At 67.5% G+C, this 16,297-nt stretch carries 11 protein-coding genes; 9 read left to right on the forward strand and 2 right to left on the reverse strand.

Annotated elements, in window-relative coordinates; all coding sequences use genetic code 11:
- The 5 genes from eccE to RJ05_RS06990 all read left to right on the forward strand — a co-directional run.
- A partial coding sequence (gene eccE, locus RJ05_RS06970; protein WP_306306376.1) for a type VII secretion protein EccE occupies positions 1-1,747 on the forward strand: 1,747 nt, incomplete at its 5' end.
- 27 nt (positions 1,748-1,774) lie between these two features.
- Positions 1,775-2,110, forward strand: coding sequence for a helix-turn-helix domain-containing protein (locus RJ05_RS06975; RefSeq protein ID WP_249040572.1), 336 nt, complete (start codon positions 1,775-1,777; stop codon positions 2,108-2,110).
- 72 nt (positions 2,111-2,182) lie between these two features.
- A complete protein-coding gene (locus RJ05_RS06980; protein ID WP_036534517.1) occupies positions 2,183-3,247 on the forward strand; it encodes a discoidin domain-containing protein in 1,065 nt (354 codons plus the stop codon).
- Positions 3,248-3,255: 8 nt separating this feature from the next.
- Positions 3,256-4,026, forward strand: coding sequence for a hypothetical protein (locus RJ05_RS06985; RefSeq protein WP_036534519.1), 771 nt, complete (start codon positions 3,256-3,258; stop codon positions 4,024-4,026).
- A 126-nt stretch (positions 4,027-4,152) separates the two neighbouring features.
- On the forward strand, positions 4,153-9,087 hold the full coding sequence (locus tag RJ05_RS06990; protein ID WP_249040573.1) for an NAD-glutamate dehydrogenase: 4,935 nt from the start codon (positions 4,153-4,155) through the stop codon (positions 9,085-9,087).
- Positions 9,088-9,220: 133 nt separating this feature from the next.
- Here RJ05_RS06990 and RJ05_RS06995 read toward each other — a convergent pair whose 3' ends face one another.
- Complete coding sequence (locus tag RJ05_RS06995) at positions 9,221-10,309, reverse strand: SPFH domain-containing protein (protein WP_036534613.1); 1,089 nt, start codon at positions 10,307-10,309, stop codon at positions 9,221-9,223.
- A 214-nt stretch (positions 10,310-10,523) separates the two neighbouring features.
- On the opposite strand from RJ05_RS06995, the gene RJ05_RS07000 reads away from it, so the two are divergent.
- The gene (locus RJ05_RS07000; protein ID WP_036534616.1) at positions 10,524-12,089 is read left to right on the forward strand and encodes an amino acid permease; all 1,566 of its coding nucleotides are present in this window, start codon (positions 10,524-10,526) and stop codon (positions 12,087-12,089) included.
- A gap of 130 nt (positions 12,090-12,219) precedes the next feature.
- Positions 12,220-14,604 carry a serine/threonine-protein kinase gene (locus RJ05_RS07005; RefSeq protein ID WP_036534522.1) on the forward strand — a complete coding sequence of 795 codons (2,385 nt, stop codon included), beginning with the start codon at positions 12,220-12,222 and terminating at the stop codon, positions 14,602-14,604.
- A gap of 8 nt (positions 14,605-14,612) precedes the next feature.
- Here RJ05_RS07005 and RJ05_RS07010 read toward each other — a convergent pair whose 3' ends face one another.
- Positions 14,613-14,981, reverse strand: coding sequence for a DUF1707 SHOCT-like domain-containing protein (locus tag RJ05_RS07010; RefSeq protein WP_036534525.1), 369 nt, complete (start codon positions 14,979-14,981; stop codon positions 14,613-14,615).
- Between the two features lie 151 nt (positions 14,982-15,132).
- Here RJ05_RS07010 and RJ05_RS07015 point away from each other — a divergent pair, with 151 nt between their 5' ends.
- Together RJ05_RS07015 and RJ05_RS07020 are read left to right on the forward strand one after the other, a co-directional pair.
- Positions 15,133-15,429 carry a WhiB family transcriptional regulator gene (locus RJ05_RS07015; protein WP_036534528.1) on the forward strand — a complete coding sequence of 99 codons (297 nt, stop codon included), beginning with the start codon at positions 15,133-15,135 and terminating at the stop codon, positions 15,427-15,429.
- Positions 15,430-15,490: 61 nt separating this feature from the next.
- On the forward strand, positions 15,491-16,213 hold the full coding sequence (locus tag RJ05_RS07020; protein WP_036534530.1) for a MerR family transcriptional regulator: 723 nt from the start codon (positions 15,491-15,493) through the stop codon (positions 16,211-16,213).
- The last annotated feature ends 84 nt before the right edge of the window (positions 16,214-16,297 follow it).

The raw sequence follows: 16,297 nt of genomic DNA on the forward strand, positions 1-16,297 counted from the left end.
GTCAGGCGAACCGGAGGCGCGAGTGAAGTTTCCCAGCATCCGGGTCGGGGAGGTAGAACGCGGACCTTTCGCCTTCTACGCGATCGGCGGCAGTCCAGGCCTGGTCGCGCTGTGGGCGACGACGCCGTGGTGGGCGAGTGCGGTGGTGGTGACCGTGCTGCTGGTGACGGTGACCGTTCGGGTCAACGGCCGCACAGCCGTGCGATGGTTGCTCGACTGGACCGAGTACCGGTTCGGCCGTAGCCGCCGCGCGCGGGCACGCACCGAGATGACCGAGGCGCGCGATATCGAAGTCGCCGCGGGGACCTGTGGCATCCGAGAATCCGGAAACACGCTGATCGCGATGATCCAACTGGCGCCCAATCTCGATCTGCCGACGGTGATCGCGGACCGGACCATCTACACCGAGGACACCGTCGCCGTCGACGCGCTGGTGCCGATGCTGGACCAATACGGCATAGCGATCGATATCGATATCGTCACCACCGGCCAGCGCATCCGTCCGACGGGCAGCTACAGCATGCTCTACGACCAGCTGATCGGCACCCATGCGGTGGTTGGCAACAGGATGACCTGGCTGGTGGTCCGGCTCGATCAGGAACGCAATCTCGCCGCGTTGAGCAAACGCGGGCCGTGCGCGGTGGTCGCTCCCAAGGCGCTCGCGACGGCAGCGCACCGGATCGCCGGACGGCTGCGGGAGCGAGGCATCTCCGCGCACGCACTGCCGGCGGCCGCGTTGCGGGACGCGACTCGCACCCTGCACGCCGGAGTGGAGCTGACGGACCTGCGGGAGAGCTGGCGTCGGCTGGAATCGCCGGCGCCGGGCCGTTACGTCACCAGTTTCCTCATCGACTGGACCCGCCTCGACGGTGCCGGGCTCGATGATTGCTGGGCATGGAACAGCGGCCGCACCACCCTTGTCGTCAGCCTGGGCAAGGGCGTCGAACCACGCGCACTGGTTCGGTTCGTCGGGCCCGCTGTGACCGATTCGCTGCCGGATTATCTGCGATTGGTGCCAGGCAGGCAGTCCACCGCGCTCATGGCGACGTTGCCGGGAGCGACGTCGGTGCGCGAGCTACCGAGCGACGAGACCGGCGCAGACATCCTCCCGGAGGACCTGCTGAACAGCCTGACGATCGCGATCGGCCCCAACGGGCAGATCCTCGGCGCCATCAGCGGACAGCCTCGCCACACGCTGGCACTGGCGCTGTTCGATCCGGCACGCTACAACCCGCGCAGACGGACCATCGACGTGCACGCCGAGCTGTCGGTCGCGCAGCAGATCGTGCTGCGGGCCACCGTCGTGGGCGCGGACGTCGAGATCCATACCGCGCGTCCGCAGCGCTGGCGTCAGCTGGTCGCGGCGGTTGGTGACGCGCGTTCGTTGCGGTTGGCCGATCCCGACGGCGCCACCGCGAACGGCAACGGCGATTCCGGTGCCGATACCGCAGCGGCCACGATCGCGGTCTTCGATCAGATGCCGCTACGTGCGTCGTCCGCGCCGACCACGGTCACCATCGCCGATCCGGGCGGGCCACGCCGACGGACCGCGGATCTGGCCATCGACCAGGTCAGCGCAACGGCGGTAGAGGTGAGCATTCCCATGCGCACCGTGCGGGTCGAATTGATCGAACCGCGTGGCGAGACGCGCTACTTCGACCCGGTAGAGCAGCCGAACACGGGCACCAGCTCGGTCCCCGTGCCAGTGACGATTCCACCACAACCTGGTGGCCGTCGCGTGAGTTGACGGATGGAAACGGTAGGGTCCATCAGCGTGGCAGCGGACTCCCGGTCGGATGACAACTCCTCGCAGCACCAGGCCGAGACCGGCGAACTCACTCCGAGGCAGGCCGCGGCGGTGATTTTTTCCCGTCGGCTCTCCGAACTCATCGCGGAATCGGTGGTGTCGACCGAGGACGGTTCGACGCGGTCGCTGACGCTGTATTCACTCGCACAGCATCTCGAGCTGGCCTACCCGGATGTGCCGGTCTCGCAGTCGGGTCTGTACCGGCTCATCCATGGCCAGGCGATCCCACGGCTCGATCTGATCATCGCGCTCGCCCGGGTGTTCGATGTGCCGCCGGAGTACTTCGTCACTGCGGAGAAATAGCTCTGACCGAGCCTTCTCGGCAGCGGGAATAGCCTGCCGGTCCGGTGAGGCGCGGACGGATACGATCCGATCATGCCCGACGAGGACCCGGCAGACGTCTTCCTCCGCCATCGGGGTGCGGTGCTCGACGCCTTGCTCTCGGATCCGTCGTTCGGAACGTCGGACGACAGTGCCGGCGCACGGAGCGCGCCCGGCTCCGGCGGTAATTTCGACATCGACGCAGCGCTGCTCGATCTGCCGCCGGTCGGCCCCGACCCGACGACCTCCGCGCCCGCTCCCTCGCGACCGGCCGGTGGTCAGCGGGCCAGCGACCGTATCAACGCACTCCTGAACGGGCACCCGTCCGGCGGCCCGGCCGCCGACTACTCCAACGAGTACGCCGAAATGGCGTCGTCGCGGTTGAACGCAACCGCCCGCGACACCGAAGCCGCACAGCACGCGGAATCCGCGGCACCGGATCGGCCGAGCTCGCCCACCGGTGCCAAACGACCGCCCGGCGAGGCGATGCTGCGGGATGCGCTCGCGCAACTGCGCAAGCCCAAGGTCGCGATGGCGGTGGGCGGCGTTCTGGCCGTGGTACTGGTGCTGATCTTGATTCTCACCGGCGGTGAGAAGCAGCCGCAGGACCAGGTGCTGGTCCTGCCTCCTCCAACGGCGACCGAGCCCGCGCCCACCTCTGCGCCCGCCGACAGTGGTGCGGGACCCATCGAGCCCCGTTCGGCGGAATCACACTGCCCGCCCGGCGGCACCGATGGCATGGACGCCTTCTCCGGCGAACCGGGTAAGGCCTGGTCGTGTGCGCGGGCATACAAGGTCGACGGCCAGATCTTGCGCATCGACCTCGGCAAGACCTACGAGATCCAGTCCATCGGTATCGTGCCGGGGTGGGACCACGTCGGCACCGACGGCACCGACCAGTGGTCGAAATACCGCACGGTGAGCCGGGTGTCGTATCAGTTCGACGACAACGACGCGACCGTGCTGACACAGGACACGCTCGACCAGCGAACTCTGGTGGTCACCACGCTGGATCCGCCGGTGCGAGCCTCGCAGATCGTGCTGACGGTCCTGGAATCCACCGGTGATGCGACGGTGAACACCACCGCGATCTCCTCGATCGTGATCACCGGACGGTGAGTGGTGCCATGCCCGGTACTTCCGAGCTGATCTGCCAGTACTGCGCGCATCGCGAGAGCGCGCCGAGCCCGCGGTGTGGCAATTGCGGTGCACCGCTGTCGGCCGTCACTGTGACGGCGCAACCGCAGGCCGAGCCGGGACCATCCGGTCCCACCGCCGATTCGAAGTCCATCGGGGGCACGGCCGCGCGGTGGGAAGCGACGGCAGAGCACGCGGCCGGTAAGGCGGTGGGCGAGGCTGTCGGCGTGACGCGCGCGGTGTCGACACGGATCGAAGAAATGGCGGGACGTCACCCGGCATGGCAGTGGCGTGCCGTCGCGGCCGTTGGGGTGGCAGCGCTTGTGTTCATCGTCGTCCTGATGACCCGCTCATGCTCGATGCCGCTGCCTGCCGGCGGGCCGACAGGCGCCGACGGAGTCGGCGGCGCGGTGGCTGAGCTACGGGCCGCGGCGACATGTCAACGCGCCGAGTCCGATCCGTCGTCGGACCGTTGCGTGCTCGACGCGGGCAGTTCGCTGCTGTGGGGTGAGATCACCGCAGGCCGGGATCTGATCTTCACCATCCGGACGGTATCGCCGGACCGAGCCGAAACGACTGTCGCGCAATGGCGCGGGGCGGGTGGCATGGTTGTCGCCGACGATGCGGTATTCGCCGCGATCAGCTCTTCGGCGGCGATTCGATATGCCGATACCCGGGCCGGCTTGGTACTCGAAACCGGCGCGTTCGCCGGGTCATCGGCCGCGCAGACCTTCTTGGCCCGATCGGGCCTCACTCGGTGAGCGCAGATCGCGCGCTGCACCAACTGGCTATTCGCCACAGTTAACGTACCGCTGTACAACGGTACGTTAAATAGGTAAATTGGCAATCGGTACAACCACACGAACAGCGGAAGGCGCAGGTCGACGGTGACAACCACTCAGGACACGATTTCCCCAACGAAGCGGTTCCGAGGTGATCCATCGGAGCTGGAGGCCGCGTATTTCCGCTGGATCCAATCGGATTCGTCGACTCTCACGACAACCGACCGGGCCGGGCATATCCTGCGCCATCACCTCGAGCTCGCCTTCGAGCGCGCGCCAGGCACGGTCTCCACGCGCGTGTACCGCGCCGAGGACGGATGCGGACTCGGTGTGGCGATCCAGATCGTCAATGACGATATGCCGCTGCTGGTCGACTCGGTGACCTCCGCGCTGAGCCGCCTCGGCGCCTCTGTCGGCGAGGTGGTCCACCCGGTCTTCGACGTTACCCGCGACGATAAGGGCAAACTGCGGGCAATCGCCCCGCGCGACGGCGACGGGAACGGCCGCGATCACGCCGACGCGCACAGCTACCCGGAATCCTGGATTCACGTCCAACTCGACCCCACCGTCACGGGCGAGACCCTCGATCGGATCGAGCAGGCCCTGCCGCAGGTCCTGAGCGATCTGCGCTCGGTCACCGACGACACCCCCGCCATGGTCGAGTCGATGACCTCGCTGGCCGACCGTCTCGACCGGACCGCGGAATGGGCCGATGACGCCGAGATCTCCGAATGCGCGCGCCTGCTGCGCTGGCTGGCCGACGGCCATTTCACGGTGCTCGGCTACAGCGATTACCGGATGCGCCGCACCAGCCCGACCCCCGACGCAGAATTCGGCATGTGGCCGGTCCCGGGTACCGGACTCGGCGTTCTGCGTGATGGTTCCGGCGCCGAGATCCCTGTGCCGGTGCTCGGTGCCAAGCGTCCGGTGCTGCGGCTCGCCAATGGCACAGTGGACTCGCTGATCCCGGGCTCGCGTGATCTGTACTTCATCAGTGTGGCCGAATACGCGACCACCGATCCCGGTCGGGCGGGCGCCTCGGGAGATACGGTCGCGGCGGTCAAGGGTGAGCACGTCTTCGTCGGTACCTTCACCGTGACGGCGCTGCACGAGAACATCCTCGATATCCCGGTCATCTCGCGCCGGGTGCATCAGGTCATCGAATGGGCCGGGTTCGAACTGAATTCGTTCTCCGGTCAGGGCATGCTCGAGGTGATGCAGACCTTCCCGCGGGTGGAGCTGTTCTCCACCGACGCGCGCAGGCTCTTCGAAACCGTCTCGGCGGTCATGAATCTCGGACTGCGGCGTCAGATCCGGTTGTTCCTGCGCCAGGACGCGCGCAGCGGTGCCATCTACTGCCTGGTGTACATGCCCCGCGATCGGTACTCCACCGAAGTCCGGCTCCGGATGCAGGACATCCTGCTCGCCGAGTTCGCCGGTGACCAGATCAGCTATTCGGCGAGGGTCACCGAATCCGAGCTCGCGGTCGTGTACTTCACGGTGCATCGCGCGGCGGGCGCGGCGGCCGACCTGTCCGAGGCCAACCGCGAACGGGTGCAGGACATCCTGTTCGCGACCACACGCACCTGGTCGGACCGGGTGGTGGCGGCAGCGGCGGGTGTGCAAGGTATCACCCGCGCCGTCGCGACCGATTACGCCAACGCCTTCCCCGCGAGTTATCAGCAGGAGTTCGGCGCCGATCGGGCGCTGGCGGATCTGCGCAGGCTGGAGGGGCTCGGTGACGGCGAGATCGACACCACGCTGTACCGGCTCGATGATGCGCCCTCGGGGGAGTGGCGGTTCACCCTCTATGTGGCCGGCGCCGGCGTATCACTGAGCCGGGTGCTGCCGGTGCTGCACAGCCTCGGGGTCGAGGTGGTCGATGAGCGTCCGTACCGGATCACTCGCCAGGACGGCCCGCTGCGCTGGATCTACGATTTCGCGCTGCGGGTGCCCGCATCGGTGCTCCGCGATTCGCTGGACTCCGAGATGGAAGCGGATCTGCTGAGCCCGGCGGGCGAACAGGCCTCCGGTATCCGGCACCGATTCCCGGCAGCCTTCGCGGCCATGTGGTTCGGCGAGGCCGAAGTCGACGGTCTCAACGAGCTGGTACTGCGCGCGGGCGTGCACTGGCGCCAGATCGCGGTGCTCCGGGCCTACGCGAAGTACCTCCAGCAGGCGGGATTCGCCTACACCTTCGGCAATATCACCAGGGTGTTGCTGGCCCATCCGGCCTTGGCCGCGGCATTCATCGAGCTGTTCGACGCGTACTTCGATCCGGATTCGGCGGGCAGCGAATCGGAGAGCCGAATCAGCGAGATCTCCGGGCGATTGCGCGCGGAGATCGACGCGGTGGTCAGCCTGGACACCGACCGAATCCTTCGTGCGGTGCTCGAATTGATCACCGCTACCTTGCGCACCAACTACTTCCGGCGCGACCAGGACGGCCATGCCCCCGGCTACCTGTCGTTCAAGTTCGATCCGCAGGCCATCGCCGAATTGCCGCAGCCGCGGCCGCGCTTCGAGATCTTCGTGTATTCGCCTCGAATCGAGGGTGTGCACTTGCGGTTCGGTGCGGTGGCGCGTGGTGGTTTGCGCTGGTCGGACCGGCTCGAGGATTTCCGCACGGAAATTCTCGGTCTGGTGAAGGCGCAGGCGGTGAAGAACGCGGTGATCGTGCCGGTGGGCGCGAAGGGCGGCTTCGTGGTGAAGCAACCTCCCGCCGCGACCGGCGATCCCGCCGCGGATCGGCAGGCGATGCTGGCCGAAGGCGTGCACTGCTACCGCACGTTCATCTCGGGACTGCTCGACGTCACCGACAATGTCGATCACACCAGCGGCGCCGTGTTGCCGCCGGCCCGGGTGGTTCGGCGCGACAGTGATGACACCTACCTGGTGGTTGCCGCCGACAAGGGCACCGCGACCTTCTCCGATATCGCCAACGAGGTGGCCAAGAGCTACGGCTTCTGGCTCGGTGACGCGTTCGCCTCCGGCGGGTCGGTCGGCTACGACCACAAGGCGATGGGTATCACCGCTCGTGGCGCCTGGGAAAGCGTGAAGCGCCACTTCCAGGAAATGGGAATCGATACCCAGACCGAGGATTTCACGGTCGTCGGTGTCGGTGACATGAGCGGCGACGTGTTCGGCAACGGCATGTTGCTGTCCGAGCACATCCGTCTGGTGGCCGCGTTCGACCATCGGCACATCTTCTTGGACCCGAATCCGGACGCGGCGTCCTCGTTCGCCGAGCGCAAGCGGATGTTCGGCCTGCCGCGGTCGTCCTGGGCCGATTACGACGCCTCGCTCATCAGCGCCGGCGGTGGCGTGTACGACCGGTCGGCCAAGGCGGTGCCGGTCTCAGCGGAAGTGCGCGCCGCCCTCGGCCTGGACCCGGCGGTCACGACCCTGTCCCCACCGGAAATGATCCGTGCCATCCTGCAGGCGCCGGTCGACCTGCTCTGGAATGGCGGCATCGGCACCTATATCAAGGCGAGCACCGAATCCAATGCCGACGCCGGAGACAAATCCAACGATGCCGTGCGGGTGAATGCGAACCAGCTGCGGGCCAAGGTGATCGGCGAAGGCGGCAACCTCGGCGCCACAGCGCTCGGCCGGATCGAGTTCTGCCGCAACGGCGGCCGGATGAATACCGACGCTCTCGACAACTCCGCCGGCGTGGACTGCTCCGACCACGAGGTCAACATCAAGGTGTTGCTCGACGCGGTGGTCTCCGGTGGCGATCTCGATCCGGGTGAACGCAATGAACTGCTGGCGTCGATGACCGACGAAGTCGCCGAACTCGTGCTGCGTGACAATATTTCGCAGAATTTCCGGATGGGCCTGTGCCGGGCCGATGCCGCGGCACGGTCGGCTGTGCACCGCAGATTGCTCACCGAGCTCGAAACCCGGCGTGGGGTCGATCGGCAGTTGGAAGCGCTGCCCACCGATGCCGAACTGGCGCGGCGGGCCGCCGACGGCAGTGGGCTCACCTCGCCGGAGCTGGCGAACGTGGTGGCCCATGTGAAGCTGTCGCTGAAATCGGATCTGCTGGCCGGGGAGCTGCCCGACAGTCCCTCGTTCGCCGGGGTGCTGCCCGGCTACTTCCCGACGCCGCTGCGCACCCGTTTCGAATCGGCTATCCGCAGGCACCCGTTGCGCCGCGAGATCGTGGCCACCGTGGTGGTCAACGATTTGGTCGACTACGGTGGGATCGTCTACGCGTTCCGTCTGGCCGAGGAGGTCGGCGCGTCCACCGACGACGCGGTGCGTGCCTTCACCGCGGCAGTGGAGATCTTCGGGTTGCGCGAGATCTGGCAGCGAATCCGCACCGCGCCCATTCCGTCCGCGGCGCGCGACGCCCTGGAATTGGAGACCGGCCGCACCCTGGAACGGGCCTCTCGATGGCTGTTGCTGAACCGGCCGCAGCCCATCGCCATCGGCGCCGACATCGCCCGCTACCGTGACGGGGTGATGGCGCTGGCCGGTCGAGTGGCGGACTGGATGCCCGGCTACCTGACCGACGACCTCACCGCCCGTGCCAAGGGCGCCGTCGCCCTCGGCGCGCCGCCGGACCTGGCGACCGAGGTGTTCCGGCTGATCCACCTGTTCCCGCTGCTGGATGTGCTCGATATCGCGGATATCGCGGAACGGGACGCCGACGACGTCGCGGTGCTCTACTTCGCCCTGAACGAGCACCTCGATATCGAGCGGCTGCTCACCGCGGTGGGTAACCTCGAGCACGGCGACCGCTGGCCGACCCTGGCCCGCCTCGCGGTGCGTGACGATCTGTACGAATCGTTGCGGCTGCTCACCCTCGACGTGTCGACCGCGACCGAACCCGGCGACACCGTCGCGGAGAAGATCGAATACTGGGAGTCCACGAACCGGCCGCGTCTGGCCAGGGCCGCGGCGGCGCTCGGTGAGATCTTCGACTCCGGTACCTACGATCTGGCGACGCTGTCGGTCGCGGCGCGTCAGGTGCGCGGCATGGTCAGCGCGGGTGGCGAGTCCAGTGTGGTGGCGGCGACTAGCGCGAGCTGATTCGGCGCACTAGCCGGTTCGATGGCCGACGGCGAACATGCCGTCGGCCATCGGCGTTCCGGTGGGCGGGTGAACCGGGTAGCGGAGGGCCGCCGGAGCGGCTCGAGCGCTCACCTCGTGCAGCGACGAGGTGTCAGGGGCCTGCGGGAGACCCGCAGTCACCACAGAATTTGGCGGTGGCGACGAGTTCCGCGCCGCAGCTCGTGCAGTGCCGCGGTGGGGTCGCGAGAGGTTGCCCGCAGGCCATACAGAAGCGGGCGGCCGCGGGATTCTCTGCGGCGCAGCCGGCGCACGTCCGGTTGCCGGTGGCCGCGGGCAAGGCAGCAGGTTGCGGCGGTGTCGGTTGCGGGGGAGCGGGTTGCAGGGGCCGCGGCGGTGAGCTCGTGTGCTGGTTGATGGCATTGAGGCCGAGGGCCGCGCCGAGGAAGCCGGCATCGGAACCGGAGGCGCCCTGTGCGAACCCCTGGCCCGCGCCCAGGGCCATCTCTCCGGCGGCGTAGGTGCGGAAGTCTCCGGCGAGCCGGATGTAGGTGACGTCTTTGGCGAGTCGTTTGAGTCGCTCGGCATCCTCCGGCGCCAGCGTGATGTCGAAGTTACCCATCCGCACGATGCGCAGGCCGTACTCGTAGAGCGTGATGTTGGTCTGGCGCAATACGGCCGTCTCGATCGGCAACAGATGCCCCGATAGCCCCAGGACCGGCCACTGCCCCCCGGAAACCCCCTGCGTCACCGCGATCTTCATCGATTTCAGCAGCAGCTCGGCGCACCAGGAGTTCAAGGCGGCCGGGTCTGCGACGTCGGCGGTGCCCGCGAGCCCGGTGATCAGCATGCCCGGATCTCGCACCGCCAGCGCGAATTCGCCGAAGACCCGCAGGGTCACCACCTGCTCGCTGGCCGGGTCGACGATATCGGCCAGCCGACCGCCGAACTTGATACCGGCGAACTCCCGGGTCGAGACGAAATACAGTTCCGCGCGGTAGAAGTTTCCGCCGGACAGCGTATCGACAAGGGCGCCGAGCACCGGGAGCTCGTCGGCGTCGATGCGATGCCTGCCCGGTCCCATCGCGGCGACGACGTGACCGGATTTGACGAACAGGGCTGTCTGGTCGGCATTGACGACGGCGCGGCTGTACCGGCGGATGTTGACATCGGGCCACTTGTAGACGAGTTGGCCCTTGGCGGCTTCCGGAACCGCGATGAACTCCCGTTCGAACCAAGCCATATGCGCTCCATCCGCGAACAACAACAAATAGCGTACCGCTGGGTATCGGCGTGATCAATCCGCTATGACCAGCACAAACTGCTCGGCGTCGGCACCTCGTTCGAAAGTTCTTTGTTTACAGGGGGTTACATCGGGTAGATACCTATTGAACGTACCGTTGTTTGACGGTACATTACTCACAGATATGATCGCCGCCACAGGAAAGGCCATCACCATGACCACTGTTCGACCTACCTCGGCGCCGGCCCAGGCCGCACTGCCCGAGCAGGGCACGCCGGCGACGTCGGTCGACGCGCTGCATGCCGAGGATGCGGGGTACCACAAGTCGCTGCGCCCGCGTCAGCTGCAGATGATCGCCATCGGTGGCGCCATCGGCACCGGGCTGTTTCTCGGCGCGGGAAGCCGGCTGGCAAGCGCGGGCCCCGGCCTGTTCATCGTCTACGCCGTCTGCGGCGTGTTCGTGTTCTTCATCCTGCGGGCCCTTGGTGAACTCGTTCTGCATCGCCCGTCCTCGGGATCGTTCGTGTCCTACGCCCGCGAGTTCTACGGTGAGAAACTCGCCTTCGCGGTCGGGTGGATGTACTTCTTCCACTGGTGCATGACCGGGATCGTAGACATCACCGCCATCGCCACATATGTCCATTACTGGGGAGCGTTCGAGGCCATACCGCAGTGGACTATCGCGCTGATCGCGCTGGTCTTGGTGGTCGCCATCAACATGGTGTCGGTCAAATGGTTCGGTGAGCTGGAGTTCTGGGCGGCGCTGATCAAGGTGGTCGCGCTGGTCACCTTCCTGATCGTCGGCACCGTGTTCCTCGCGGGACGGTTCGAGATCAAGGGCCAGACCACTGGTCCGAGCGTGATCGCCGACCACGGCGGTCTGTTCCCCACCGGCATGTTGTCGCTGGTGCTGGTCACCACCGGTGTCGTGTTCGCCTACGCGGCGGTCGAACTGGTCGGAACGGCGGCCGGAGAGACGGAGAACCCGGAAAAGGTGATGCCGCGGGCCATCAACTCCGTCATCGCCCGGATCGCGCTGTTCTACGTCGGTTCGCTGGTGTTGCTCGCGCTGCTGCTGCCCTACACCGCCTTCAAGTCCGGTGAGAGCCCGTTCGTCACCTTCTTCTCCAAGCTCGGCGTCGAAGGCGCCGGTTCGGTGATGAACCTGGTCGTGCTCACCGCCGCGTTCTCCAGTCTCAATGCCGGGCTGTACTCCACCGGCCGCATCCTGCGCTCGATGTCGATGAACGGCAGCGCGCCGACGGTGGCCGCCCGGATGTCGAAGTCCGGCGTGCCCTACGTCGGTATCCTGGCCACCGGCGCGATCGCGCTGTTCGGTGTCGGGCTGAACGCGATGGTGCCGGAGAAGGCGTTCGAGATCGTGATCAACGTGTCCGCACTCGGCACCATCTTCGCCTGGGCCGCGATCGTGCTGTGCCAGTTGCAGCTGTGGCGCTGGTCGAAGCAGGGCAAGGTCGAGCGTCCTTCGTTCCGGCTGATCGGTGCGCCGTACACCAGCGTCGCGACCCTGCTGTTCCTGGTCGCCGTTGTCGCGCTGATGGCCTTCAGCGAAGACGAGGTGCAGCGCGGAGCCGTGATCGCCATGGGCGTCATCATGATCCCCGCGCTGGTCGGCGGTTGGTTCCTGGCCCGCAAGCGGGTGACGCAGCTCGCGCAGATTCGCGGCGGTCACACCGGGCAGTTCCCGGTGCTCGCCGAGCGTCCGCGCAAGGATGCCCGCGAAGCGGTGGTGATCCTGGAGAAGCCTGCCGACGAATGAGTGCCGGCCACTGCTCCGGGCGAGGCTCGCCCGGGGCAGTGGTGTTCCCAGATTCGGGAACATCACCGAGCCTCCCGGTTCGGCAGCACACGAGAATGAGACCTCGGTTCATCGGGTTCTAGGGGTTCATATGCCGGAACAGCCCAGCGCGTCCGACACACAGCGTCCAACGGCCTGGGCTGATCGCCGCATTCGTGGCGAAGTGCCCCACCGTCTCGCGCCGCACTGGTCTACTCGTCGGGTGAGCAAAGCCGAGCTTTCCCAGCGTGTTTCGCCTCCGGCGATGAGCACCGGCGAGGCCGCCGGCGACCTCGGCGCACCGGAAACGACCATGCCGCCCGGGCTCGATGATCTCGAACTCGACGAACTGGAGACCGGTTCGGCCCGAAGTACCCCCTCACGGCCGAGCGTGCGCCGCCTCGGCGCCGGCCTCGTCGTCGTACCACGGGTCACCGAGACCGATCCGCTGTCGGCGGTGCTGGAGAACCCGGAAGTTCCCGAACACAAACGGTTCTGCTGGAACTGCCAGGACGCGGTCGGGCGCGCCACCGCCGATGGCCCGGGCGCGGTGGCCGGTGAATGCCGACGATGCGGGTCGCCGTTCAATTTCCGGCCTGCGCTGCGGCCCGGCGAGCTGGTGGCCGATCAGTACGAGGTGCAGGGCTGTCTGGCACACGGCGGTCTCGGCTGGATCTATCTGGCGATCGACCGCAACGTCAGCGATCGCTGGGTGGTGCTCAAAGGCCTGCAGAACCCACTCGACTTCGAGGCGCATGTCGTCGCGCTCGCCGAACGGCAGTTCCTGTCGGAGGTGGCCTATCCGGGCGTGGTGAAGATCTACAACTTCGTCAAGCACAAGTCGGCGCGCGAGGTGGCCGACGGCTACATCGTGATGGAGTACGTGGGCGGACACTCGCTCAAATCGATGCTCGACCGGGGCACGCCCGAACGCATACCCGTCGCCGAGGCCATCGCTTACGTGATGGAAGTGCTGCCGTCCCTCGATTACCTGCATTCCATCGGCCTGGCCTACAACGACCTCAAACCCGACAACATCATGGTCGGTGACGACGAGGTCAAACTCATCGACCTCGGCGCGGTGGCCGCCATGGAGTCCTACGGCAGCATCTACGGCACCCCCGGCTACCAGGCCCCGGAGATCCTGCAGACCGGGCCGACGGTGGAATCCGACATCTACGCGGTGGGGCGGACGCTGGCGGCCTTGCTCTTCGATCTGCCCACCGACTCCGAAGGCCACTACCTGCCCGGTATGCCGTCTCCTGAGCAGCAGCCGATCCTGCGTCGCTACCCGTTCCTGCATCGGTTGCTGCTGCGCGCGACCGACCCGGACCCGCTGCGTCGCTTCCCGTCCGCCTACACCATGTACTGCCAGCTCGCGGGCGTGCTGCGGATGGTGCTGGCCGCCGACACCGGCCTGGAACACCCGCAGGCATCCACCGAATTCGGTTCGATGCGAGGCGATTTCGGTATAGACACGCTGATCGGCCAGACCGACGGCATGGTCGACGGTATGCACCGGATGCCCGCGGTGGACGCGGCGAGCGTCGTCGCGGCACTGCCCATTCCGCTCATCGACAGCGAAGATCCCAGTGCCGAGCTGCTGGCCACGCTGCTGCACGGCGATCCGCGCCACATCCTCGACGTGCTCGAACGCACCACCGAACGGATCGGCGCCGGAACGATCGAGGCGCCCGAATCCTTCGACCTGGAGGGCCCGCTGACCGCCGTGCGCGCCCATCTGGATCTGGGTGAGGTCTGCCCGGCCCGCGCCCGGCTCGCCGAACTGCGCCCGCGTTTCGGCAGGGATTGGCGCATCCAGTGGTACTCCGGCATCGCCGACCTGCTCGACGGCCATTACGAACAGGCCTACGCCTGCTTCGACGAGGTGCACACCGTGCTGCCCGGGGAGATCGCGCCCGCGCTGGCGCTGGCCGCCGCGGCCGAACTGGTGTTGCAGCAGCTCGAGCAGCCCGAGCGCACCGACCGCTGGCACAGCGCCGCCATGGAGTATCACCGCATGGTCTGGCGCACCAACCACGGTGTGGTGAGCTCGGCGTTCGGGTTGGCGCGCCGGCTCGCCGCCGATGGGGAACTGCTCGAAGCCGTCGGTGTGCTCGACCAGGTGCCCGCCGCCTCGCGGCATCATGCCGTCGCCCGGATGACCGGATGCCTGCTGCTGGTGTCGCGGCCGGTGGGCGAGATCATCGCCGAGGATCTGCGCGAGGCCGCCGAGCGGCTCGAAGCCCTGCCCGAAGAGCCGCGCACATTGCAATTGCAGGTCATCGTGGTCGGGGCGGCGCTGGAATGGTTGCGCGCGGGCCATGCGGCGCCGGACCCGCGAGCCGACCTGCTGGGATTCCCGTTCACCGAGCCGGGTTTGGCGCGCGGGCTGGAGACCTGTCTGCGCGCGCTGGCCCGCACCGCGCCCGATCGGCTGCACCGGTACCGACTGGTCGACCTCGCCAATCATGTGCGGCCACACAGCCGGTGGTGAGTACTGTGTCAGCCCTTGGCGCGGGGTAGACGCCGCCGGATCACCGGCGTGGCGACAGCTGCCGCAATCGGCAGCAGCAGCCACCACCAGCTACCGGACACCAGTGTCGCTACCACGCCGAGCACGACGACCGCGCCCGCGCCGACCGCGGGCAACGGGCTCGGCGGCGGGCCGAGTGGAACGGAATCCGGCACGGCGCCGGGCAGATCGGTGAACAGCTCGGCCAGTTGGTCCGGCCGATCGGCCGCGGCGACGGCGGCGCTGCGAATCTCGAACTCGTCCAGGCTCAGCCTGCCGGTGCCCAGATGATGAGTGAGCTCACGCAGGGCGCGTTCGCGCTCGGCGACACTGATCCGAAGCCCCGGCGAATCGGTCATATCCGAAGAATATGCCCGCGCAACCCGCGCCCGGCCTCCCGAATTGCCATGGGCGGGAAGGGGCGCCGGACCACGTTCGAGTGACGGTTCCCACATCTGGGGAGAATTTAGGCTGGCACCGGCACGAACTCGCACCATGAGGAGTCCAGGTATGTCCACCGTGATCGAGCGCACCATCCCGGCCGCATACGCGTGGGAGTGGCAACTGCGCGGATCCTGCCGCGGGGTGGAATCGGCGGTGTTCTTCCACCCGGACGGTGAACGTGGCCGGGCCCGCGCCGCACGGGTGCGGCGGGCCAAACAGATCTGCGACAGCTGCCCGGTCCTGGCACAATGCCGCAACTACGCGCTGGCCGTCAGCGAGCCGTACGGCATCTGGGGCGGCATGTCCGAGGACGAGCGCAGGGCCGCGGCCCGGCGCAGGCCCTGGGGTCATCAGGGCGCCTGAGCGGACGCGCCGCGCCCGTCCACGCCCGCTCCGACACGCCCGGATGTGGTTTCCTTGAGGTATGGCTGGGCGTGTGGAGTACACGATCGACGAGCTTGCTCGCGAGGCCGGCACCACGGTGCGCAGCCTGCGGGTCTACCACGAGCGCGGGGTGCTGCCACCGCCTCGGGTCAAGGGCCGCACCGGGTTCTACGGCGCCGAGCACCTGAACCGGGTCCGCACCATCAGCCGGCTGCTCGATCGTGGCATCAAACTCAACGGCATCAAGGAGCTGCTCGCGGCCTGGGATCGCGGTGACGATCTCGGCGACGTCCTCGGCGTGGGCGACAGTCCGGCCGAACCCGCGGGGAGCGCTGGGGCCGAGGACACCATCCCGGCGACCGAACTCGCCCAGCGCTACAGCGCGGTGCCCAACGGCCTGGCCCGCGTCGTCGCGGCCGGCCTGTACGAACCCGTCGATGCCAGCACCTATCGCCCCGCCGATCGCAAGCTCATCCGTGTCCTGGAACAGATGGAGGCGGCCGGCATTCCGGTCGACGACATGCTGGCCGAGCTGGAGAAGCTGCGGACCGACGCCGATCGCGTCGCACGCCGGTTCGTCGAATTGTTCCATCGCACGGTCTGGCGGGAGTACCAGGAGTCCGAGCGGTCGTCGGCCGATCGGGCCGAGCTCACCGAGAGCCTCGACGTCGCCAAGGTGGTCCCCGGCCAGGTGACAGGGGAGCTGGTGAACCGGTTCGTCGCACGGTATTTCGACGAAGACGCCGAACTCGCCGATCTGTAGTTGCCCTCCTCGGCCCGGCGCCTCCGCTGGTTCTCTGCTCACGTTGTTCACTGCTGATTTCCCACCGCTGACAATTCCTCGCAA

This window comes from Nocardia cyriacigeorgica NBRC 100375 (genome assembly GCF_000308555.1).
GTDB lineage: Bacteria > Actinomycetota > Actinomycetes > Mycobacteriales > Mycobacteriaceae > Nocardia > Nocardia cyriacigeorgica.